Below are 21,514 nucleotides of genomic sequence, written 5' to 3'. Positions count from 1 at the left end.
ACCTGGCCATAACTTTTTGTAGACTTCATCTATAATTAGACTGCGCTCATCTATTTCTTGCGCAAGATAATCTATACATTTCTCTCCGGAAGCCGGAAAAATAGGCCGAATAAGGTTGTGTGATTCTTTTAGTTTTTTGTTTATGTCAGAATTAAGTTGTTTTTTGCCTAAATCTAACTTATTTTAGCCGACTGAAATTCATTTAATAACTGTGAAAAAAATCTTAATCACTGGTGGCGCGGGCTTTATCGGCTCCCATGTAGTTCGTCGTTTTGTTAATAACTATCCTCAATATGAGGTTGTCAATTTAGATAAACTGACCTATGCAGGCAATTTAGCTAACTTAACCGATATCGAAAATAAACCGAATTATAGATTTGTAAAAGAAGATATTACTGATGCCGAGGCGATGTTTGATCTGTTTAAAGCAGAAAATTTCGACGCTGTGATTCATCTTGCAGCAGAGAGCCATGTAGACCGTTCTATTGCAGATCCTACCGCTTTTGTAATGACCAATGTGATTGGTACGGTAAACTTATTAAATGCCGCCCGCGAATTTTGGAAAGGTGATTACGACAAAAAACGTTTTTACCATGTAAGTACCGATGAGGTTTATGGTGCGTTAGGAGAAGAAGGTATGTTTACTGAAACTACAGCCTACGATCCACATAGCCCTTACTCTGCATCAAAAGCAAGTTCAGATCATTTTGTGCGTGCTTATCATGATACGTATGGTATGGATTGTGTCATTTCTAATTGCTCAAACAATTATGGTTCACATCATTTTCCGGAAAAGCTAATTCCTTTGGCTATCAATAATATCAAAAATAACAAGCCTGTACCCGTATATGGTAAAGGTGAAAATGTCCGCGATTGGTTATGGGTAGAAGACCACGCGAGAGCAATCGATGTAATTTTCCACCATTCGAAAACAGGAGATACTTACAACATTGGTGGGCATAACGAGTGGAAAAATATCGATCTGATCAATTTGCTTTGTACCATCATGGATCAAAAATTGGGCCGCGAAGCAGGTGAATCAGCCAAATTGATTACCTATGTAACTGATCGGGCCGGACACGATTTACGTTATGCCATCGATTCGAGCAAGCTACAAAAGCAATTAGATTGGGTACCGAGTTTGCAATTTGAGGAAGGTTTAGCTAAAACGGTCGACTGGTATTTACAAAATGAAGACTGGTTAAATAATGTTACTTCAGGCAATTACCAATCGTATTACGAGCAGCAGTACAGTACTAAATAATGGAAATTACAGAAACAGGGATAAAAGACTGTCTGATTTTAAAACCAAGGGTTTTTGATGATGCTCGGGGTTACTTTTTCGAAAGCTTCAATCAGCAGACATTCGAAGATAAAACCGGCCTTTCCGGTGCATTTGTACAGGACAATCAATCGTATTCATCATATGGCGTAATCCGTGGTTTACATGCGCAAACCGGTGCTTTTGCACAGGCGAAACTGGTGCGCGTAACCAAGGGCGAAGTGCTGGACGTAGCGGTAGATGTTCGCCCGGGTTCTCCAACTTACGGTCAGCATGTGGCGGTACGTTTAAGTGCCGAAAATAAATTGCAATTATATATTCCACGTGGATTTGTACATGGCTTTTCGGTATTAAGCGATACCGTTGAGTTTCTTTACAAGTGCGACAATTTTTATAACAAAGCTTCAGAAACGGGCGTGATCTATAACGATACCGACCTGAATATTGACTGGCTTATTCCAACCGGAATGGAGTCGATCTCAGAAAAAGACATGCTTTTAAAACCATTTGCAGAATTACAACATGGCTAAAATATTAGTAATTGGTGCTGGTGGACAATTAGGCCAGTGTTTAAAGGTAGTGGCTGCGCGCAGAGGAATTACGGAAATTGTTTTTCCGGCAGAGCAAGAGGCCAATATTTTAAATGAAAGTGGTTTAAATGATCTTTTAGCGAAAGAAAAACCTGTCTATGTAATCAACTGTGCCGCTTATACGGCTGTTGATCAAGCAGAAGATGAGGTTGATCTGGCTAAAGCCATTAATGAAACCGGGGCCGCTTATCTGGCTGCGGCCTGTTTAGCGCAAAATGTAACTTTAGTCCACATTTCAACTGATTTTGTATTTGCAGGAAATGAAGTGAAGTTATTGAAGGAGGAAGATAATGCACAGCCGATCAGTGTATACGGACAAACCAAGTTCGATGGTGAGAAAGCAATAATTGCCTTGTTGCCTCAGCATTTCATTATCCGTACCAGCTGGTTATATTCTGAGTATGCGAACAACTTTGTGAAAACAATGTTGAAACTCGGTGCGGAACGCGATGAACTGAATATCATTGCCGATCAGGTGGGTACGCCAACTTATGCCATAGATCTGGCAAATACTATTTTTGATATCATTGCATCTTCATCAAATGCTTATGGTATATATCATTACAGTAATGAAGGCGTAACTTCATGGTTCGACTTTGCGACCGCAATTTTCGATATCAGTGAAACTGCAGTTAAGGTAAATCCTATTCCAGGTTCTGCTTATCCCACCAAAGCTACCCGCCCGTCATTTTCTGTAATGGATAAATCTAAAATAAAGGATATATTTAATATTGAAATTCCTTATTGGAGAGATAGTTTGGTGGAATGCATAAAACAAATTAAAGTAAATAAATAGGCATCATTATTCATTTTAGGTCTGTAATGACCAATGAACCAATGACCAATGAACCAATGACCAAAATATGAAAGGTATAATCTTAGCTGGTGGCAGCGGTACCCGTTTGCATCCATTAACCCTTGCCTGTAGCAAGCAAATGATGCCGGTTTACGATAAACCGATGATCTATTATCCCCTATCTACTTTAATGTTAGCCGGGATAAAGGAAATTTTAATTATCTCTACCCCGCATGATCTTCCTAATTTTGAAAAATTATTAGGCGATGGTGCTTCACTGGGCTGTAAATTTAGCTATGCCGTACAGGCAGAACCTAACGGACTGGCACAAGCCTTTGTCATTGGTGCAGATTTCATCGGAAAAGATAAAGTAGCCTTAGTATTGGGCGATAATATTTTCTATGGAGATGGGATGTCCAGATTATTACAAGAAAGCGCTGATCCGGAAGGTGGAGTCGTATTTGCCTATCAGGTGGCAGATCCTGAGCGTTATGGTGTAGTGGAATTTGACGAAAACAAAAAAGCGATCTCCATCGAAGAGAAACCTGAACAACCTAAATCAGATTATGCTGTTCCGGGTTTATACTTTTACGACAATGAGGTTGTCGAAATCGCTAAAAATGTGAAGCCATCTCCCCGTGGCGAATATGAGATTACCGATGTAAATCGGGTGTATTTAGAGCGTGGAAAACTAAAGGTAGGTGTACTGAGCCGCGGTACGGCCTGGCTGGATACCGGAACCTTTGCTTCTTTAATGCAGGCTGGTGAATTCGTGCGCATCATAGAAGAGCGCCAGGGCTTAAAAATAGGCTGTATCGAAGAGATCGCCTATCGCATGGGTTTTATCAATGCAGAACAATTAAAAGTTATTGCTACGCCACTGGTTAAAAGTGGATATGGTTCGTACCTCCTAAAACAAATTAAATAGAAATAAAAAATCCCGAACAATTCGGGATTTTTTATTTCTATTATTTATTAAGTTTTGAAGTTTAAGTTTTCTACGGGCTCAATGCTCTTAGTCTTTGCCTGTCGGATTACAGACTATTACTTTTCTAGTATCTGCTATCGAAATCTTGATAAGCTAACTTAATGCCCTCTCGCAATTCCACTTTATGTTTCCAGCCCAGTGCATGTAGTTTGCTCACATCCATCAGCTTTCTTGGTGTTCCATCAGGTTTGGTGGCATCAAATACCAGCTCGCCTTCGAAGCCTAACACATCTTTGATTAATAAAGCAAGATCTTTAATGGTAAGGTCTTCCCCGGTACCAATATTGATTAAGTGAGACTCGTTATAGTTTTCCATCAAAAAATAACAAGCTTCCGCTAAATCATCTGCAAACAGAAATTCCCGCATTGGTGATCCTGAACCCCATACTATAACCTCCTTTTCATTGTTTACCTTCGCTTCGTGCACTTTGCGAATTAAGGCAGGCAATACATGCGAATTTTGAGGATGATAATTATCGTTGTAACCGTATAAATTGGTTGGCATTACTGAAATAAAATTGCATCCATATTGATCACGATAAGCATCACACATTTTAATCCCAGCAATCTTGGCAATTGCATAAGGTTCGTTGGTATACTCTAAAGTTCCGGTTAATAAATAATCTTCCTTAAGCGGTTGTGGAGCCATTTTTGGATAAATGCAACTCGAGCCCAAAAACATTAATTTTTTAACCTCGTTTACGTATGCGCTATGAATAACGTTGTTTTGGATAGCCAGGTTCTCGTAAAGAAAATCAGCTCTGTAAGTGTTGTTTGCTACAATACCACCAACTTTTGCCGCGGCTAAGAATACGTAATCAGGTTTTTCTGTTGCGAAAAAATCTGCAACAGCCTGTTGATTGCGAAGATCCAGCTCTGCTGAGCTTTTGGTAATAAGATTGGTATAACCCTCTTTCTGTAGTTTACGATAAATGGCAGATCCCACCATCCCCCTGTGGCCTGCGATGTAAATTTTAGCGCTTTTTTCCAATGTTCAATTTTTAAATGCACGCGAAAATACAACCTATTTATTGAAAATGTGTAATAAAATCTCTTGAAATTATCCGTAAGACCTTAAAGTAGTTTATTAAATCGCGTTTGGCCTAAGTCATTATTTTTAGTTTGATGTTTGCTCTCCGATCCTCTGATTAAAGTTCAATATTAAAGCCTAAGGCTTTTCCCTATATTTGCGCATCTATGAATAAGGAAAAGCAAATCGCAGTTATAGGTTTAGGTTATGTTGGTTTACCATTGGCTATTGAATTCGCTAAACAATACGCTGTTTGCGGCTTCGATATAAATGTTAGGCGCGTAGCCGAATTAATTCATTTGGAAGATACCACCCATGAAGCTGATCTGCATACGCTTGCCTTGGTGATGCAGCCAAATGCAGCAAAAACGGGACTGAAGCTGACTGCCGAGCTCGCCGATATTGCCATTTGTTCTATCTATATTGTCACCGTACCTACCCCTATCGATCAACAGAAACGCCCTGACTTAAAACCCTTGCTCGAAGCTAGTAAAATGATCGGGGTAGTGCTTAAAAAGGGGGATATAGTGGTTTATGAATCGACAGTCTATCCTGGTTGTACTGAAGAAGATTGTGTGCCTGTATTAGAGAAAGTGTCTGGGCTGAAATTTAATGTCGATTTCTTTTGTGGTTATTCCCCAGAGCGGATCAATCCGGGAGATAAGATTAATACCCTTACCAAAATAAAAAAGGTCACATCAGGTTCTAATCCTGCGGTTGCTGTAGAGATTGACGCGCTTTATGCTTCCATTATTACCGCGGGTACCCATCTGGCGCCCAGCATTAAAGTAGCAGAAGCCTCAAAGGCCATAGAAAATGCTCAACGTGATGTGAATATTTCTTTTGTAAATGAACTGGCCTTAATTTTTGACCGAATGGAGATTGATACTACCGATGTTTTGGCTGCTGCTGCCACCAAATGGAATTTCCTGAATTATAAACCAGGTTTAGTAGGCGGGCATTGCATAGGCGTAGATCCCTATTATTTAGCGCATAAATCGGAAGCGTTAGGTTATAAACCTGAAGTGATTCTATCAGGAAGGCGTGTAAATGATAATATGGGTATGTTTGTGGCCAATAAGGTGATTAAGATGCTGGTGGCTAAAGATAAAGTAATTAATGGAGCCAGAGCCCTCATACTGGGTTTTGCCTTTAAAGAAAACTGTCCGGATACCAGAAATACGAGGGTAATAGACATTTATAAAGAACTTAAATCTTTCAGTATGCAGGTAGATGTATATGATCCCTGGGCTAACCCAACTGAAGTGAAAGCGGAATATCATATTCAAATGCTGGAAAATGACAATTTTAAAAATTATGATGTGGTTATTTTAGCTGTGGCTCACCAACAATTCTTAGAAATCGATTACCAAAGATTCAGGGAACAGGGTACTATTATTTTCGATACAAAGTCATTTATCAACAGGCATCTGGCTGATGCAAGGTTATAATATAGCGATTTAATATTAATATTTGCTTACCCATCCTTTACCCTTTGTTTACTCTTTCCAGGCACCAAGTTAACCCCATGGTTACCTCTCGCTTACCTATTCTTTACCTTTTTATTACCTAAAAGGTAAAGAAACAGTAAACAAACGACAAATAAAAATTAGTGAATAAAGTAACGAAGTGCCCGGAAGGTATGAGGTTCATCGGTAGGATGATAGTGAAAATCAAAAATAATTAGGAAGTTTTGGCGACTATTAAGTTGATAAGTTCTCATCCTTTGAATTGTAAATTGTTTTCCGTCATTATTTCTACTTTTTGTCTATTTTAGTCTACTGCTTATTGATAAATCCGATGAATTAGGTTAGATTTACCCCATCTAAATAGACTTTTTTGCAGCATAATTCGTTTAATGGGTGTCGTCGAATGAATTGAGGTGATTTTGTTAATTTATAGTCAAGCAATTGATTTAATATTTCCCTATAATAATGTTTAACTTTTTTAGTAAAAAAAATAAAATTACTGATATTTCCTGGTTAGGTGTTGATATTCATTCGCATATCCTTCCTGGTATAGATGACGGTTCTCCAGATTTGGCTACATCCTTGCGTTTTGTTAAATCATTACAAGAACTGGGTTTTGATCAGCTAATTGCTACACCTCATATTTACCAAGAGTTGTATCCAAATACAATGGAAACAATTTTGAGGGCAAGAGATTTATTAAAACAAGAAATGGATACGGCCAACATTGCTTTGAAATTAGGCGCTGGGGCAGAATACATGGTGGATCAGGATTTTAAAATGGATGGGACGTTGTGCACACTAGATCAAAAGCATTTATTAATCGAAATGTCATACTTAAATGAAAGCCCTAATATTAGTCAAACTATATTTGACTTAGAGATTAAAGGATTTCAGCCTATTCTTGCACATCCGGAGCGTTATACCTTTTATTTTAAAGATAAAAGCAGATTAAAGCGGTTTAAAGAAAAAGGCTGTTTGCTACAATTAAACTTATTATCTGTTTTAGGCTATTACGGTAAAGAAGTTAAGCAATTAGCAGATGCATTATTGAAAGAAAAAATGTATGATCTGACCGGTACAGATTTACACCACGATAAGCATCTGACTACCCTTACTGAAGCTATTCATTCGGGAAAGTTATATGATCTAATTGGTTTTTATGAATTTAAAAATCAAGAACTTTTTGGTTCAATTTCAGTATAAGTAATCGATTGCATGTTAGGTAGGGTTTTTTTATTATTGTTGCTCAAACTTAAAAGCAATCTAAATTATCATTTTTCGATTTTACAATTAAATGATTAAGTTTGCAAGCTGTTTAAGGCGCATTTACTACTTTGAACAGATTATGTACATATGAATAAACTAAATAATTTGATTAAGGGACTTAGCTTAGTAGCTATATTATTTACTATAACCCTTTCCCCCTCTTGCGTGAGCAACAAAAAAATAGCTTATTTTCAAGATATTCAATCTGTTAATAAAGCAAGTCTTGAAAACACAGCTGAATTCACGGAACCTATAATTCAACCTGATGACATCTTAACTATAAATATTTTTACATTGAATCCTCAGAGTGGGGCTATAATTAATCAAGCTGCTAATGCTCCGTCACTGGGAGGTAATACAAACACTAGTCTATCAACTCAAAACGGTGGTTTCCTAGTGGATAAGAATGGGGAAATCGAACTATCCCTAATTGGTAAACTTAAAGTTTCTGGTTTGACAACTTATCAGGCAAGAGAACTAATCCGTAATAAAGCGTCTGATGTTTATAGAGAACCTAATGTTCAGCTGCGATTCGCGAATTTTAAAATTAGTGTTTTAGGAGAAGTAAGTGCGCCTTCAGCATATACGTTACCTAACGAAAAAGTAAGTATTTTAGATGCGCTCAGCCTTGCGGGAGATTTAACTATTTACGGGAGAAGAGACAATGTTTTAATTGTGAGAGATAATAACGGTAAAAAAGAATTTGCTAGACTGGATTTAAACTCTACTTCGCTTTTTAGCAGCCCTTTTTACTATTTAAGACAAAATGATGTGGTTTACGTTGAGCCGAACAAGCGCAAAGTATCTGCATCGAATTCAGCCCAAATCCAAACTATTGGAGTTATCGCTTCAGTGATTTCTGTTATTGTGCTTGCAATCTCCAGTTTCAAATAATAAGATTTCCGATGAACGAACAGAATAGCTTAAATAGGATCAGTCATCCTGAAGATGATAATATAAACCTGAAAGATGTCTTTGGTAAATTAATTGATAAATGGCTATGGTTTTTAGCTAGTATTTTATTTTTTTTAGTAATAGCATTTTTCTATACTCGCTTTACAGCGCCTGTTTATCAAATCAATGCCAAAATTTTGGTAAATGATGATGAGAAGGGTGGTGCGATGAGTAAACAAACAGGCGGTCTAATGGATTTAGGTGGGCTTTTGGGCGCAAAAAATTCTGTTGACAACGAAATGGAGATTTTGAAGACTCGATTTCTTATGGAACAGGTTGTTCGCCAAATGCAATTGAATATTATTTATTCAAAAAAGGTTGATTTTGTAAGAAGAGAGCTTTATAATGCTCCATTCAAAATATTGATTTTGAGTGCAATAGATACTATTAAGGCAACTGAGTTCAATATAATAGAGTTACCTAATGGTAAATTAAAAGTTAGCACTAAAGATTTTGAGAGAGAGGTTTCATTTGGTGAAGAGTTCAGTTTCGCTAACGTTGGTAAATTGGTTCTTCAGCGCAATATTGAAACGGCAATGGACAAAGGCAATTATTTTGTAACGATTTCCAGTGTGGATGATAGAGTTGCAACTTTGATGAATAAGTTAACAGTTTCTGTTTCTAACAAACAAGTAAGTGTTGTAGATTTGGGATTTGCATATCCCCTGCCTAGAAAGGGAGAGGATATTTTGAATGCTATTATAAATAAATACACTAAATCCAACTTAGCTGATAAAAATGCAATTGCTGATAGTACCTATAAATTCATCAAGGAAAGGCTTAATGTAATTGCTTCCGAATTAGGTGACGTTGAAGACAAAGTTGAGAATTTTAAGCAAAATAACCAGTTGGCTGATATGAGTGAGCAAGGAAAGTTACTTGTTCAAAATACAGGTGAATTTACCTCTGAATTAGCAAAAGCAGAAACACAGGTCAATATACTTAACGAATTGGAAAAATATCTTAAGAATGGAGATAAAAATTCCAGGGTGTTTCCTTCATCTCTTACACCTTCTGATATGGTTTTTGCAAATCTAATGGGGCAATACAATACATTACTATTGGAAAGAGAACGTCAACTTCTGAGTGTAACTCCCGAAAGCCCTTTTGTTCAAAATTTGGATATGCAAATTGCTGGGCTCAGACAGGACATCCTATCTAATATTCAAACCAATAAAAAATCCTATGATTTAACTGTTAGAAAACTGAAAAATCAATTGAGGGGAGCCGAACGACAGATATCTGGTGTTCCCCAGATTGAAAAAAACTATTTGAAATTAGCGCGCAATCAACAAATAAAACAGGAATTATATATCTTTTTAATGCAAAAAGCAGAGGAAACAAATATTTCTAAGACGAGTAATATTTCAGTTGCCAAAACGATCGACCCCCCTAAGGCGCAGGTTGCTCCAATCAGCCCTAAAAGAAAGGTTATTTATTTAATTGGTATCATGGTTGGGGTGATCTTTCCTATTGTTATTATTTTCGGTCAAAGCTTGTTAAATACAACAATCGGTACCAAAGAAGACATCATTACTAAAACTTCAGTTCCTGTAATTGGAGAAATTAGTCATAATTTAAGCGAAGACAATTTAGTAGTTGCAAATCAAAGCAGATCAGCTATATCAGAACAATTCAGGGCGTTAAGAACTAATCTGTCATTTTATTTAAAAAATGATGATGAAAAGATCATCCTTCTTACATCCAGTATGAGCGGCGAGGGGAAGTCATTTACAGCAATTAATTTGGGAAATATATTAGCTTTGGCAGGGAAAAAAGTTCTCTTGATGGAGTTGGACCTTCGAAAGCCAGGGTTATCTGCAAAATTGGGTGTTCGAAATGATATTGGATTTAGTAATTACACAATTAACGCTAATATAGGTATTAAGGACATTATTAAACCGCTTTCAATAAATAAGAATATGTTCATTATATCTTCTGGTCCATTGCCACCTAATCCGGCGGAAACTTTAATGAGTGAACATATATCTGCATTAATTTCAAATTTAAAAAAAGAATTTGATTATATTATTATGGATGCACCACCTATTGGTGTTATCACTGATGCCCAACTCTTATCTCCTTATGCAAATGCGATTATATACTTAGTTAGACAAAAGGTTACTAGAAAGGATCAATTGTCAATAGTAGAGGAGTTGAACCGATCAGGTAAAATGAAAAATATGGGAATAGTTGTGAACGATATAGTAGATAAGTTTTACGGATATGGCTATGGCTACGGAAACTATGGAGAAGAAAAAAGAGATGGCTTTTTAAGCTCGTTAACAAAAATTTTTAAAAAAAACTAAAAAAATAAAATGAAAGTTGCTTTAATCACTGGAATAACAGGACAAGATGGTGCTTACCTGGCTGAACTCCTTCTTGAAAAAGGTTATATAGTTCATGGAATTAAAAGACGGAGTTCTCTCTTTAACACTGACAGAATTGATCACCTTTACCAAGATCCTCATGATGATAATGTGAGATTCAAACTGCATTATGGAGACTTAACGGACTCCACAAATTTGATCAGACTTGTCCAAGAAGTACAACCAGATGAGATATACAATCTTGGGGCAATGAGTCATGTGAAAGTATCCTTCGATTCACCAGAATATGTAGCTAATGTAGATGGTATCGGAACTTTGAGAATCTTGGAAGCGGTGAGAATATTAGGTCTGGAAAAAAAGACTAAAGTCTATCAGGCGTCAACTTCCGAATTGTATGGAGGTATGCCTGAGAATAAAAACGAGAAAGGATTCTATGATGAAAATTCACCATTTTATCCAAGGTCCCCGTACGGTGTAGCAAAGATATATGGTTTCTGGATCACCAAAAACTATCGTGAGGCGTATGGAATGTTTGCTTGTAATGGGATTTTATTTAATCATGAAAGTCCTCTACGGGGAGAGACTTTCGTTACTCGGAAAATTACGCGTGCTGTTGCAAAAATTGCACAAGGCTTACAAGAGAAATTATACTTGGGTAATTTAGAGGCAGAACGTGACTGGGGTCACGCAAAAGATTATGTAGAGGCCATGTGGCGGATTTTACAACAGGACGTTGCTGAAGATTATGTAATTGCAACCGGAGTAACAACAAAAGTGCGTGAATTTGTAAGGATGGCGTTTGCTGAGGTGGGTATTGCGTTAGAGTTTAAAGGCGAAGGTGTAGATGAAAAAGCTTATGTAGTTTCGTGTTCAAATCCAGAATTTCAAATTGCACCTGGAACACAAGTGGTTGGAGTAGATCCAGCATATTTTCGCCCTACTGAAGTAGATTTGTTAATAGGTGATCCTACAAAATCAAAAACAAAATTAGGTTGGGAACCTAAATATGATCTAGCGGCTCTTGTGAAAGAAATGGTTACTACTGACGTTGACCACTTCAAAAAAGAAACTTTATTAAAAGCACACGGTTATATCATTAAAAATCAATTCGAATAATTTTGCAGTTTAAATTATTAGCTACTGTTAACATGTAAAATCTTGTTGTTCAGTTAATATATTGAACCTAACATTTTTGGATATATGATTAATAGGATAAAGTTACTTCTTGGAAAAGGAGATGAAAGACAAGGAACGGCAAATATAAATATTGTAGTATCATTCTTTCTTAAAGGGGCAAGTGTGGCCACAAGCTTAATAGTTGTCCCTTTAACAATTGATTTTGTGAGTCCAATTCAATATGGCATTTGGTTAACTTTAGGGTCTATCATTGGATGGATGAATTTTTTTGATATTGGTTTTTCAAATGGCTTAAAGAATAAGTTAACAGCTGCTGTAACCAAAAAAGATATGGCAGAGGCTAAAATATTAATTAGTACGAGCTATGCCTTCATTGCGTTTATCAGTATAATACTTTTTGTTATATTTTTCGTTGCTAATCAGTTTTTAGACTGGACTGAGATTCTAAATACTGACAAGAGTTTTTTCGATGAATTACGATTAGTTACAACGATTGTTTTTGCCATTTTTTCAATACAGTTTGTTCTGCAGCTATTAAATACAATATGCATTGCATGCCATGACGTGCGATTATCAGGTTTAATAAGCTTCTTAGGAAATTTATTAGGACTAGGCATAGTATTGGTTTTATTAAAAGTTGTGAAAGGTTCATTGCTAGCTTTAAGTTTGTCGATCGGTATTGCACCACTTATTGTACTATTACTTTTTACTATCATATTATTTAATACTAGGTACAGGCAGATGTCTCCTAGTATTAACAAAATTGATAAATTGAAGGGTAAGGAAATTATTGGCCTTAGTTCAAAGTTTTTTATAATACAGATAGGGCTGCTATTTTTTTATAATATTGATAATGTAATTATATCACAAGTAGCTGGCCCACTTGCAGTCACATCTTATGGAATTGCGTTTAAATATTTTAGTGTAATAACAATGATTTCAGGGATTGTCATGACTCCATTTTGGCCTGCCTTTACTGAAGCACATATAAAGAACGATAAGGCTTGGATCATTAAGACGATTAATAAATTACAAAGAGCCTGTATTCTAATTTTCATTTTAAGTTTTTTTATGCTACTAGTATCTAAATTTGCATATAAGTTTTGGGTTGGTAAGGATATAGCAATTCCATTTATGCTTTCCGCGATATTAAGCTACTATGTTGCGTTTAATACTTTCAGAACAATTTTTGTTTATTATCTGAATGCGACAAATAAATTATCAATTCAAGTATTGATAGTAGTAGGCTCTGGATTTTTAAATATTCCATTAGGTTTTTGGTTGGGTCATTTATTGGGTGCATCTGGGGTAATTTTATCCACTGCGATATTATGTACTATTTGTGGTATCATTGAAATAATTCAGTATAAAAAATTAATAAATAATCATGCATCTGGAATCTGGGATAGGTAAATTACATTCTACTGGGACTGAAAAAATAATTTTTTTGACCGGCTGTATTAATCCTGATGGGATGTCTCTCACTAAGCTTCAAAATCCAGTAATCAGGAGAAATCAGTATCTTAGTTCAATTATATTTTATTTGGAAAACTATGATCTCCCAGTATTGTTTGTAGAGAATTCAAATACGGATATCAGACAATATTTGCCTAAAAATATAGATGTACGCAGGTTAGAGATTTTGACCTTCGATGGTAACTCATTCAGTAAATCGCGTGGTAAAGGCTACGGTGAAATGGCAATTATTGACCATGCGATAAAAAATTCTGTATTTTATAGAAACGCAGAGTTTATTTTTAAAATTACCGGGAGGCATAAAGTACTGAATTTTGCCTCAATTTTAAATCAAGCTAATTCAGATTTAACTGTTGATATGATTGTGGATATGTGGAATATGTTCGCTTACGCAGATTCTCGATGCTGGGGCGCTTCTAAAGATTTTATCTCAAATGTTTTTATCAACTTTTGGGAAGAGGTTGATGATTCAAAAGGTTATAATTTCGAAGACGCCCTTGCAAAATCTGTTTATAAAGGTTTACAATTAGGCTTCAAATTAGACCTAATGAAACATACTCCTAGATTTAGAGGGTCATCAGGAACCGAGAATAAAGCTTTTAATGATCAATGGATCTATTGGTTTCCTAGGAATATAGTACATATTATTAAATACCTACTGAATAAGCGATGAGTAAATATTCTAGTGAAAATACCTTCTTTAATTATATTATAACTGTACATAATAAAGAATCATTAATTGAAAATGTTATTCTCTCGATTATAACTATAATGGGAGATAATAGCATAATATATCCAGTATTGGATGGTTGTACAGATCGATCCGAAAGTATAATAGATGAATTAGTTTTTCGATATCCAGATAATAAAATTGTTAAACTTTATGCAAATGATGTTCATGAGTTAAAATCGATTAATGTCGGTCTTAAGGCAGCTAACCAAAACGGGTTCGGATTTAATATCATTTTACAAGACGATGTATTACTAACAGACGCTGACTTTGAAAAACATTGCTTACTCTTGTATAACAAATTCCATAATCTTGGCGTTGTCTCTTTCAGACACGGAGCTAATATTTCAAGGGAATTAATAGTAAAGAAAACCTCTGTCAAACCATTAATAGCATACGTGGAAAACGAATCAGGTCATAATCCTGATCCACTTTATAAACTCAAAACAGGTTTTTTTACATACAAGGAGGTGGCAATCAAAAGCCCAATTTGTATATCTTCTGAAGTGGTAAACAAGGTTGGGATTCCCGATGAGATTTATGAACCCTGGGATGATTTAGCCTATTGCTACAGTGTTCTTTGCGCGGGTTTCTATAATGGTGTATATTCCATTGATTTTCAGTCTGATGTCGAATGGGGTACAACACGTAAAAAAAAGCAAGTGCTAGATATCAGTAAAGTTGAAATTAAAAATTTACAAATATTTAAAAACCGTGTACCTGAAATTATTCCTCTCAATCGTAATATATATTCTTCTGAACGGTATCAAATATTTTCTAGTGGAAAAATTTATAAAAATAGTGTATACGGTAGTATGATGTCTATAATTCATAGAGTTATTATTCTTGTTAAAACAAAGTTTAAGATTTTATCTTTTAAATAATGAAAATTAAATTTTTACCATTTCAATCTCATTGTTTCGCATTTGGGGGCTTTGAAATTCAAATGCTCGCTACCTTTGACGCTTTAGATGCTTTAGGCGCATCTGTATCGAAGATGGATGTATGGTCGCGCGATCAGGATTTTGAAATATTACATTGTTGGGGATTGGACATTGGTAACTATGAGAACATTAAGTGGGCAAAAAAAAGTGGAAAGAAAGTTGTTGTAACAGCTTTATTGGGGTATTATGAGACGCTTAAAGAAAAAGCTAGATTTTTGATATCATCAATTATGTATAAGCAACGAATTATAATCGAAATGTTGGAAAATATTGATGCAATTGTAGTCTTAAATGATCTTCAGGCAGAGGTGTTAAAAAAAAATTACAATTTACCAGATTCTAAAATATTTATAATCCCAAACATTGTCGGTGAGATTTTTTTTGAAAAGCGACTTCAGTCTAGCGATAATGGATATGTCTTAACTGTGGGAAATGTTTGCGCAAGAAAAAATCAGATATTATTGGCAAAAGCTTGCCAAGCTCTGAACCTACCATTAGTAATTATTGGTAAAATGATGAGTGGGGAAGAAAAATATGGAGAAGAATTAGAGAAGATGGTTACTAATTCTGGTGGGCTTATTAACTGGATTAATGGATTGAAGGAAAATTCTGATGAGCTAGTTGACTATTTTTTAAATTGTAAAATGTTTGCATTACCTAGTCATGCGGAACAGCAACCTATCTCAATTTTAGAGGCCTCCGTACTAGGTAAGCCAATACTAACGAGCGATCTAGCTTTTGGAAGGCAAATTTATTATCATAATAGTATGTTGGTCAATCCAAGTGATTACAATTCTATTTTAAATGGTTTAAAATTGATAACTTACTTTAAAGGTGAAGCAAATATTCCTTCTTTTGATAAGGTACGAGAATGCAGTTCTCAGTATGTTGCAGATTCTTATCTTAATGTCTACAATAGTGTGATTCAATTATGAATATAAAATTCTCGATAATAACTTGCACTTTCAATGCAGAAAACTATCTTCAAAATTGTATTAATTCAGTGAAGATGCAAGGTTATACTAATTTTGAATATATATTGATTGATGGGGGATCTAAAGACAGAACTTTAAGTATTATAGAGCATAATCTTGATGTAATAAATAAATATGTTTCAGAACCTGATAATGGAATTTATAATGCATGGAATAAAGGTTTGAAGTTAGCTCGAGGAGAATGGATTATGTTTCTTGGAGCTGACGATGAATTGTTGCCAAATACACTTTCGAAATATCATAATTTTCTAATTCATAAAGACGAAAGCATATTAGACTATGTTAGTGGAAAAGTAATTTTTGAAAGCGTTTTAGGAAAGAAAAGACGTACTATCGGCAAACTTTGGCGCTGGGATATTTTTCGAAAGTATATGAATGTAGCCCACGTAGCCTCACTTCATTCATCAAAATTTTTTGAAAAGTATGGCTATTTTAATGAATCTTTCAAGATTGTCGGTGATTACGAATTATTGTTAAGAGCAGGTGGTAACTTGCAAGCAGCATTTGTTGATTCTGAGTTAGCCTTAATGAGAGATGGTGGGGTTAGTAATAATCCCAAGAAAGTTTTTATCGAAACATTTAAGGCCAAACGTTTACAGAAGAGTAGAAGTTATATTCTGTGTGTATACGATCTCATAATTGCATGGGTGAAATTTTCATTAAAATTTTTGAAATGAGAAAATTTTTACTGTATAGTACATTAGTTGGTGTCTTTGGAGAAGCTGCGATTATCAATTTTGGTGTAGACCTTAAGCTATTGTATTTAATAGTATTTATTAATTTCGTTATTCTGGCTAAGAAGCAGTCAATTTTAATTCCGAGATTTCAAATATATCTTTTCATTTTTTTACTTTTTTCTGGGACTTTTAGTATACTGAACGGAACCAATGATATACCTCATGCAACTGAGCAGATTATTGGAATAAATGTTTTATTACTTTACTTCTATAACTTTTTTCTTTACTTTAAAGAAAGCGTGAAGTTTGTTTTTGAATCTTATGCCAAGGCATGCTATTATCTCGCTATCATTGGTCTAATAATTTTTATTTATACTTTTTTTCTAAAGGGAGATCATGAATTTAGGTTGTATAGCATATTATTAGAACCAGCTCATTATGCAGGAGCTATATTGCCCGCTTTTTATTACTACATCAAAAATTATGTTGATTTTAAAAAAGAAACTATAATTGTTACTTTGTCCTTATTCTTAGCGGGCTCCTCTATTGGTTTTTTAGGCATTTTGATCGCATTCTTTATATATAACAAAAAAGTTTTTCAATTCAAGAATGTCATTATATATGCGGGCGCTATTTCAATCGGGACTTTTCTGTATTTAACTGTCGATAATGTTAAAATGAGAGTTGATGACACATTGAAATCTTCCTCAAATTTTGATGTATCTGGTGCCAACTGGAGTACTTATGCTTTAATATCTAATTTGTATGTTACATCTCGAGTGCTTGAAAAAAATATCCTACTGGGCAATGGTATTGGCTCACATCAATTAAGTCATGGCCGATACATTGATTCTTTAGTAGGGGTGGATGAATTTAGTCTGATTCCTGATTTAAACTCAAAAGATGCTAATTCTTTAATGCTTAGGATTTTATCAGATCTTGGTTTAGTAGGTGCCTTGACTGTAATATTTTTAATCGTTAAGCACTATTCTAATGACGATAATTACTATATTATATCAAGAGCAATATTGATATATTTTTTCTACAAACTTTTGAGAGAGGGACACTATTTCTCGCCAGAAATGTACTTCTTCGTCATGATGTACTATTTTAACTACAAGGAATCTTCAAAATCATCAGTTGAATATGAAAAGATTATTTAAGACATATGGCCTTTTAGGCATGTTTTCAATGTTGATTAATAAGGCATACACCATCTTATTTATTAAAAATGCAAGATTAATTCGGTTACCTATTGACTTACGCGGTAAATCTACTATTAACTTTGGATCAAATCTAACGACAGGAAAATATTGTAGGTTAGAAGCAATTGTGAATGACAATTCAATGGGCAACAAACTGGTTTTTGGTAATAATGTTACTTTAAATGATATGGTTCATATTGCCGCAAGCAATTCTGTAGTCATAGGTGATAACGTTCTTATTGCCAGTAAAGTTTTTATTTCAGATCATAATCACGGTTCTTATTCTGAAAATGGCTCATCACCTTTGAGCCATCCAAATGAAAGAGAAATTGTAGCGCGGCCTGTAGTTATTGGTGAAGATGTTTGGATTGGTGAGTTTGTAGCGATACTCCCAGGAGTGAAAGTAGGCAAGGGGAGTATTATTGGTGCTATGTCCGTAGTTAACAAGGATATACCTCCGTATAGCATTGCAGTTGGATCACCAGCAAAAGTGGTCAAAAAATATAATTTTACAAGTGAAAAATGGGAGAGAGTTTAAGAACAAAAGTTGTCATTTCGGCAGTAAATTTTACATCAGGAGGTCCTTTAAGCGTCTTAATTGATTGTTTAACGGCGCTACTAAAATATGATCATCTTGATCAGTTTGAGGTCACTGTTTTGGTACACAGGAAAGAACTCGTTTCTCAATTTATAAAACATTTTCATATTGTTGAGTACCCAGAAGTCAAAAGTTCATGGTTAAAGCGCTTGAATTTTGAATATCGCAAATCGAAAGTTCTTTCCGAAGAAATAAATCCGAAGATATGGATATCTCTACATGATATGACCCCCAATGTTACTGCGGAAGTGCAATATGTTTATTGTCATAATCCAGCACCATTTTATTCTGTAACTGCTAAAGAAATCTCACTTGACTTTAAGTTTTTCTTATTCAATCAATTTTATAAATATTTATACGGTATTAATATAAAGCAAAATAAATTTATAATTGTTCAGCAAGAGTGGTTGAGGGCTCGGTTCGAGAAAATTTATAATGTAAAAACAATTGTTGCTTATCCGAATCTTCAAGAAGTAGGTGAGTTTAGTTACAAGAAAGAAATCGTAAAAAACGGCACCTTTGTTTTCTTTTTTCCCTCTTTTCCGCGAGTATTTAAAAATTTTGAGGTTATTCTCGAGGCTGCAGCTCTTTTGCAAAAAAATCGACAAGACTTTAAAGTTATCATAACTTTGGATGGTAAAGAGAATAAGTATAGTAAGATGCTCTATGCAAAATACTCTAAATATGAATCTATTGATTTTATTGGGAAGCTTGATCGAAATGAAGTTTTTGTAAATTATGATAATGCAGATTGTTTGATTTTCCCTTCTAAATTAGAAACATGGGGACTTCCAATATCTGAATTCAAGCCGTACAACAAACCTATATTATTAGCAGATCTCCCTTATGCACACGAAACTGTTGGGAGATATGAAAAAGTAAGCTTTTTTAACCCTGATGATGCCGATTCGCTATCTGTGCTTATGGATAAATTGATAGATGGGAAATTAGAGTTCGAAGGAAATAGTATTGATACACCAAAAGCCCCTTTCTTTATTAATTGGGATGGTCTGGTATCGTTTTTATTAGGAAAGAATTAATATGATGAACAGGGTCGGAAAAAAAGAGTATGATTTAACAGCCTCTATCGTTTTATTCCATAGTGATGAAGAGGAGATAAAACACGTAATAGAATGCTTTTTGTCGTCTACCTTAAGTGGAAAGATATATCTGATTGACAATTCTTTAAATGATGAATTGAAAACTCTAGGTAATATAAAAGGTGTAGAGTATATCTTCTTAAATAATAATATTGGTTATGGTGCCGCACATAATGTGGCCATTTTTAAATCAAAGTTCGAAGCAGACTATCACGTTGTTTTAAACCCTGACATTTCGTTTGAGTCACGGATCTTAATTGAGGCGCATAATTATATGGTTTCAAATAATGACGTTGGAATGCTGAGCCCAAAAATTGTTTATCCTGATGGAACGCCACAATATATGTGTAGGCTTTTACCAACCCCTTTTGATCTAATTGTCAGAAGGTTTTTACCATCGCTTATTAAGCCGCTATTTAACAAATTACTTAATAACTATATTTTAAAAAAATTAGACTATACAAAAAAACATAACATTCCTAATTTGCCCGGGAGTTTTATGTTTTTAAGAAATAGTGCTATTTCTGAGGTGGGAGGATTTGACGAAAAGTTTTTTATGTATTTAGAAGACGTTGATTTAACTAGGAGGATACATTCTAGATTTAAGACCATCTTTTATCCACATATAACAGTCGTACATGCTCTTGAGCAAGGTTCTTATAAATCGAAAAAACTTCTGCAATATCATATCCAAAGTGCTTTTTACTATTTTAAAAAATGGGGGTGGCTTGTAGATAAAGAGCGTACAAGAATTAATTCTATTCTTTTAAAACAATTAAATAATGAACAAAAATAACTTTGTGCTAATTATGGCTGGCGGTGTTGGCTCTCGTTTTTGGCCTAAGAGCAGAAACAACTTTCCTAAACAATTTATAGATATTTTAGGGATTGGAAAATCATTATTGCAACTTACTTACGAACGCTTTCTAAAGATTTGTCCGAATGATCAAATTTATGTGCTGACCAATGAAGCTTACGCCGATTTAGTTGCCGAACAATTACCAGGTATATGGAAAAATAATATTTTATTGGAGCCAAGTCGTAACAATACGGCGCCCTGCATTGCCTATGCAGCTTATAAAATTGGTAAAACTAACCCTGATGCAAATATTGTTGTAGCACCATCTGATCATTTAATTTTAAAAGAGGATGTTTTTCTCGAGAAAATACAGCGTGCGCTAGATTTTAGTGCAAAAAATGATGCATTGCTTACTTTGGGTATTAGTCCGACAAGACCTGATACAGGATATGGATATATACAGTATCAGGAATCAGATATCAAAGAACAAAATTTGCCCGTTGAAATTAAAAAGGTAAATGCTTTTATGGAGAAGCCTGTTTTGGCTAAGGCAGAGGAATATATTAAAAGCGGGGATTATGTATGGAATGCCGGAATCTTTATCTGGTCGGCCGAATCATTAAAAAAAGCCTTTGAAAAATATTCGCCAGCAATAGCAACCTTATTTGAAAGTGGTTTATCTTACTATAATACAAATCAGGAAACTGACTTCATCAATACAAAATATCCAACTAGTCCGAACATTTCAATCGACTACGCAATTTTAGAAAAAGCAGATAATGTGTATACCATCCCTGCTGATATTGGTTGGTCTGATTTGGGAACCTGGGCCTCATTACACGCAGTTGGAGAAAAGGACGGGGCCAGCAATATGGTTAATGTGGATAAGATTCATTTAAAAGAAACCTCAAATTGCATTATTCATCTGCCTAAAGATAAAGCTGCAGTTATTAGAGGACTAGATAATTATATCGTAGTGGATGATGGTGAAGTGCTTTTAATCTATCCTAAATCGGACGAACAGGAAATTAAGCAAGTAGCTAAAGATGTAGTTACCGAGCATGGAAGCAAATATGCCTAAACTACTATCAAAATAAAAAAGTTTACAGTTACTGTAAGCTTTTTTTGTTTCTACTGAATTTGTC

20 protein-coding genes are annotated in these 21,514 nt (G+C 34.9%); 19 read left to right on the top strand and 1 reads right to left on the bottom strand.

Features of this window, described 5'->3' with window-relative positions; translation table 11 throughout:
• Positions 1-211 precede the first annotated feature (211 nt).
• The 4 genes from rfbB to rfbA all read left to right on the top strand — a co-directional run bounded on the left by rfbB (position 212) and on the right by rfbA (position 3,596).
• Positions 212-1,264 (top strand): dTDP-glucose 4,6-dehydratase, encoded by a 1,053-nt coding sequence (gene rfbB, locus ABEG20_RS16865; protein ID WP_406824425.1) that lies wholly within the window; start codon positions 212-214, stop codon positions 1,262-1,264.
• Complete coding sequence (rfbC, locus tag ABEG20_RS16860; protein ID WP_406824424.1) at positions 1,264-1,812, top strand: dTDP-4-dehydrorhamnose 3,5-epimerase; 549 nt, start codon at positions 1,264-1,266, stop codon at positions 1,810-1,812. The genes rfbB and rfbC overlap by 1 nt, the downstream gene beginning before the upstream one ends.
• Positions 1,805-2,668 (top strand): dTDP-4-dehydrorhamnose reductase, encoded by an 864-nt coding sequence (gene rfbD / locus ABEG20_RS16855; RefSeq protein ID WP_406824423.1) that lies wholly within the window; start codon positions 1,805-1,807, stop codon positions 2,666-2,668. The genes rfbC and rfbD overlap by 8 nt, the downstream gene beginning before the upstream one ends.
• Before the next feature lie 67 nt (positions 2,669-2,735).
• Positions 2,736-3,596: a glucose-1-phosphate thymidylyltransferase RfbA gene (gene rfbA, locus ABEG20_RS16850; RefSeq protein WP_406824422.1), complete on the top strand. Its 861-nt coding sequence runs from the start codon at positions 2,736-2,738 to the stop codon at positions 3,594-3,596.
• Between the two features lie 124 nt (positions 3,597-3,720).
• Here rfbA and ABEG20_RS16845 read toward each other — a convergent pair whose 3' ends face one another.
• Entirely contained in the window at positions 3,721-4,647 is a 927-nt protein-coding gene (locus ABEG20_RS16845; RefSeq protein WP_406824421.1) for a GDP-L-fucose synthase family protein, read from the bottom strand.
• Positions 4,648-4,853: 206 nt separating this feature from the next.
• Here ABEG20_RS16845 and ABEG20_RS16840 point away from each other — a divergent pair, with 206 nt between their 5' ends.
• From ABEG20_RS16840 to ABEG20_RS16770, 15 genes are all read left to right on the top strand, one after another.
• A complete protein-coding gene (locus tag ABEG20_RS16840; protein WP_406824420.1) occupies positions 4,854-6,137 on the top strand; it encodes a nucleotide sugar dehydrogenase in 1,284 nt (427 codons plus the stop codon).
• A 483-nt stretch (positions 6,138-6,620) separates the two neighbouring features.
• Positions 6,621-7,361 carry a tyrosine-protein phosphatase gene (locus tag ABEG20_RS16835; protein ID WP_406824419.1) on the top strand — a complete coding sequence of 247 codons (741 nt, stop codon included), beginning with the start codon at positions 6,621-6,623 and terminating at the stop codon, positions 7,359-7,361.
• Between the two features lie 150 nt (positions 7,362-7,511).
• Positions 7,512-8,318 carry a polysaccharide biosynthesis/export family protein gene (locus ABEG20_RS16830; protein WP_406824418.1) on the top strand — a complete coding sequence of 269 codons (807 nt, stop codon included), beginning with the start codon at positions 7,512-7,514 and terminating at the stop codon, positions 8,316-8,318.
• An 11-nt stretch (positions 8,319-8,329) separates the two neighbouring features.
• Entirely contained in the window at positions 8,330-10,687 is a 2,358-nt protein-coding gene (locus ABEG20_RS16825) for a GumC family protein (protein WP_406824417.1), read from the top strand.
• Positions 10,688-10,696: 9 nt separating this feature from the next.
• On the top strand, positions 10,697-11,824 hold the full coding sequence (gene gmd, locus ABEG20_RS16820; RefSeq protein ID WP_406824416.1) for a GDP-mannose 4,6-dehydratase: 1,128 nt from the start codon (positions 10,697-10,699) through the stop codon (positions 11,822-11,824).
• An 84-nt stretch (positions 11,825-11,908) separates the two neighbouring features.
• Positions 11,909-13,258: a lipopolysaccharide biosynthesis protein gene (locus tag ABEG20_RS16815; RefSeq protein WP_406824415.1), complete on the top strand. Its 1,350-nt coding sequence runs from the start codon at positions 11,909-11,911 to the stop codon at positions 13,256-13,258.
• The gene (locus tag ABEG20_RS16810; protein ID WP_406824414.1) at positions 13,233-13,994 is read left to right on the top strand and encodes a hypothetical protein; all 762 of its coding nucleotides are present in this window, start codon (positions 13,233-13,235) and stop codon (positions 13,992-13,994) included. Before ABEG20_RS16815 ends, ABEG20_RS16810 begins: the two co-directional genes overlap by 26 nt.
• On the top strand, positions 13,991-14,935 hold the full coding sequence (locus ABEG20_RS16805; RefSeq protein WP_406824413.1) for a glycosyltransferase: 945 nt from the start codon (positions 13,991-13,993) through the stop codon (positions 14,933-14,935). The genes ABEG20_RS16810 and ABEG20_RS16805 overlap by 4 nt, the downstream gene beginning before the upstream one ends.
• Positions 14,935-15,930, top strand: a complete 996-nt coding sequence (locus tag ABEG20_RS16800) for a glycosyltransferase family 4 protein (protein ID WP_406824412.1) — start codon at positions 14,935-14,937, stop codon at positions 15,928-15,930. The genes ABEG20_RS16805 and ABEG20_RS16800 overlap by 1 nt, the downstream gene beginning before the upstream one ends.
• Positions 15,927-16,667, top strand: coding sequence for a glycosyltransferase family 2 protein (locus ABEG20_RS16795; RefSeq protein WP_406824411.1), 741 nt, complete (start codon positions 15,927-15,929; stop codon positions 16,665-16,667). Before ABEG20_RS16800 ends, ABEG20_RS16795 begins: the two co-directional genes overlap by 4 nt.
• Positions 16,664-17,830, top strand: a complete 1,167-nt coding sequence (locus tag ABEG20_RS16790; RefSeq protein ID WP_406824410.1) for a hypothetical protein — start codon at positions 16,664-16,666, stop codon at positions 17,828-17,830. Before ABEG20_RS16795 ends, ABEG20_RS16790 begins: the two co-directional genes overlap by 4 nt.
• A complete protein-coding gene (locus ABEG20_RS16785; RefSeq protein WP_406824409.1) occupies positions 17,814-18,410 on the top strand; it encodes an acetyltransferase in 597 nt (198 codons plus the stop codon). Before ABEG20_RS16790 ends, ABEG20_RS16785 begins: the two co-directional genes overlap by 17 nt.
• Complete coding sequence (locus tag ABEG20_RS16780; protein ID WP_406824408.1) at positions 18,395-19,510, top strand: glycosyltransferase; 1,116 nt, start codon at positions 18,395-18,397, stop codon at positions 19,508-19,510. The genes ABEG20_RS16785 and ABEG20_RS16780 overlap by 16 nt, the downstream gene beginning before the upstream one ends.
• A gap of 1 nt (position 19,511) precedes the next feature.
• Positions 19,512-20,366 (top strand): glycosyltransferase family 2 protein, encoded by an 855-nt coding sequence (locus ABEG20_RS16775; RefSeq protein WP_406824407.1) that lies wholly within the window; start codon positions 19,512-19,514, stop codon positions 20,364-20,366.
• Positions 20,353-21,450 (top strand): mannose-1-phosphate guanylyltransferase, encoded by a 1,098-nt coding sequence (locus ABEG20_RS16770; protein WP_406824406.1) that lies wholly within the window; start codon positions 20,353-20,355, stop codon positions 21,448-21,450. Before ABEG20_RS16775 ends, ABEG20_RS16770 begins: the two co-directional genes overlap by 14 nt.
• Positions 21,451-21,514 lie beyond the last annotated feature (64 nt).

Origin of the sequence: Pedobacter sp. KACC 23697 (genome assembly GCF_045348445.1) — a bacterium.
Taxonomy (GTDB): domain Bacteria; phylum Bacteroidota; class Bacteroidia; order Sphingobacteriales; family Sphingobacteriaceae; genus Pedobacter.
The sequence above is the reverse complement of the archived record's forward strand: the minus strand, read 5'-3'. Positions and strand labels throughout refer to the sequence as shown.

Bases quoted from the DNA above. Each gene is read 5' to 3' on its own strand.
- rfbC (WP_406824424.1), top strand. From the start codon at position 1,264: ATGGAAATTACAGAAACAGGGATAAAAGACTGTCTGATTTTAAAACCA.
- rfbD (WP_406824423.1), top strand. From the start codon at position 1,805: ATGGCTAAAATATTAGTAATTGGTGCTGGTGGACAATTAGGCCAGTGT.
- rfbA (WP_406824422.1), top strand. From the start codon at position 2,736: ATGAAAGGTATAATCTTAGCTGGTGGCAGCGGTACCCGTTTGCATCCA.
- ABEG20_RS16840 (WP_406824420.1), top strand. From the start codon at position 4,854: ATGAATAAGGAAAAGCAAATCGCAGTTATAGGTTTAGGTTATGTTGGT.
- ABEG20_RS16835 (WP_406824419.1), top strand. From the start codon at position 6,621: ATGTTTAACTTTTTTAGTAAAAAAAATAAAATTACTGATATTTCCTGG.
- ABEG20_RS16830 (WP_406824418.1), top strand. From the start codon at position 7,512: ATGAATAAACTAAATAATTTGATTAAGGGACTTAGCTTAGTAGCTATA.
- ABEG20_RS16825 (WP_406824417.1), top strand. From the start codon at position 8,330: ATGAACGAACAGAATAGCTTAAATAGGATCAGTCATCCTGAAGATGAT.
- gmd (WP_406824416.1), top strand. From the start codon at position 10,697: ATGAAAGTTGCTTTAATCACTGGAATAACAGGACAAGATGGTGCTTAC.
- ABEG20_RS16815 (WP_406824415.1), top strand. From the start codon at position 11,909: ATGATTAATAGGATAAAGTTACTTCTTGGAAAAGGAGATGAAAGACAA.
- ABEG20_RS16810 (WP_406824414.1), top strand. From the start codon at position 13,233: ATGCATCTGGAATCTGGGATAGGTAAATTACATTCTACTGGGACTGAA.
- ABEG20_RS16805 (WP_406824413.1), top strand. From the start codon at position 13,991: ATGAGTAAATATTCTAGTGAAAATACCTTCTTTAATTATATTATAACT.
- ABEG20_RS16800 (WP_406824412.1), top strand. From the start codon at position 14,935: ATGAAAATTAAATTTTTACCATTTCAATCTCATTGTTTCGCATTTGGG.
- ABEG20_RS16795 (WP_406824411.1), top strand. From the start codon at position 15,927: ATGAATATAAAATTCTCGATAATAACTTGCACTTTCAATGCAGAAAAC.
- ABEG20_RS16790 (WP_406824410.1), top strand. From the start codon at position 16,664: ATGAGAAAATTTTTACTGTATAGTACATTAGTTGGTGTCTTTGGAGAA.
- ABEG20_RS16785 (WP_406824409.1), top strand. From the start codon at position 17,814: ATGAAAAGATTATTTAAGACATATGGCCTTTTAGGCATGTTTTCAATG.
- ABEG20_RS16780 (WP_406824408.1), top strand. From the start codon at position 18,395: ATGGGAGAGAGTTTAAGAACAAAAGTTGTCATTTCGGCAGTAAATTTT.
- ABEG20_RS16775 (WP_406824407.1), top strand. From the start codon at position 19,512: ATGATGAACAGGGTCGGAAAAAAAGAGTATGATTTAACAGCCTCTATC.
- ABEG20_RS16770 (WP_406824406.1), top strand. From the start codon at position 20,353: ATGAACAAAAATAACTTTGTGCTAATTATGGCTGGCGGTGTTGGCTCT.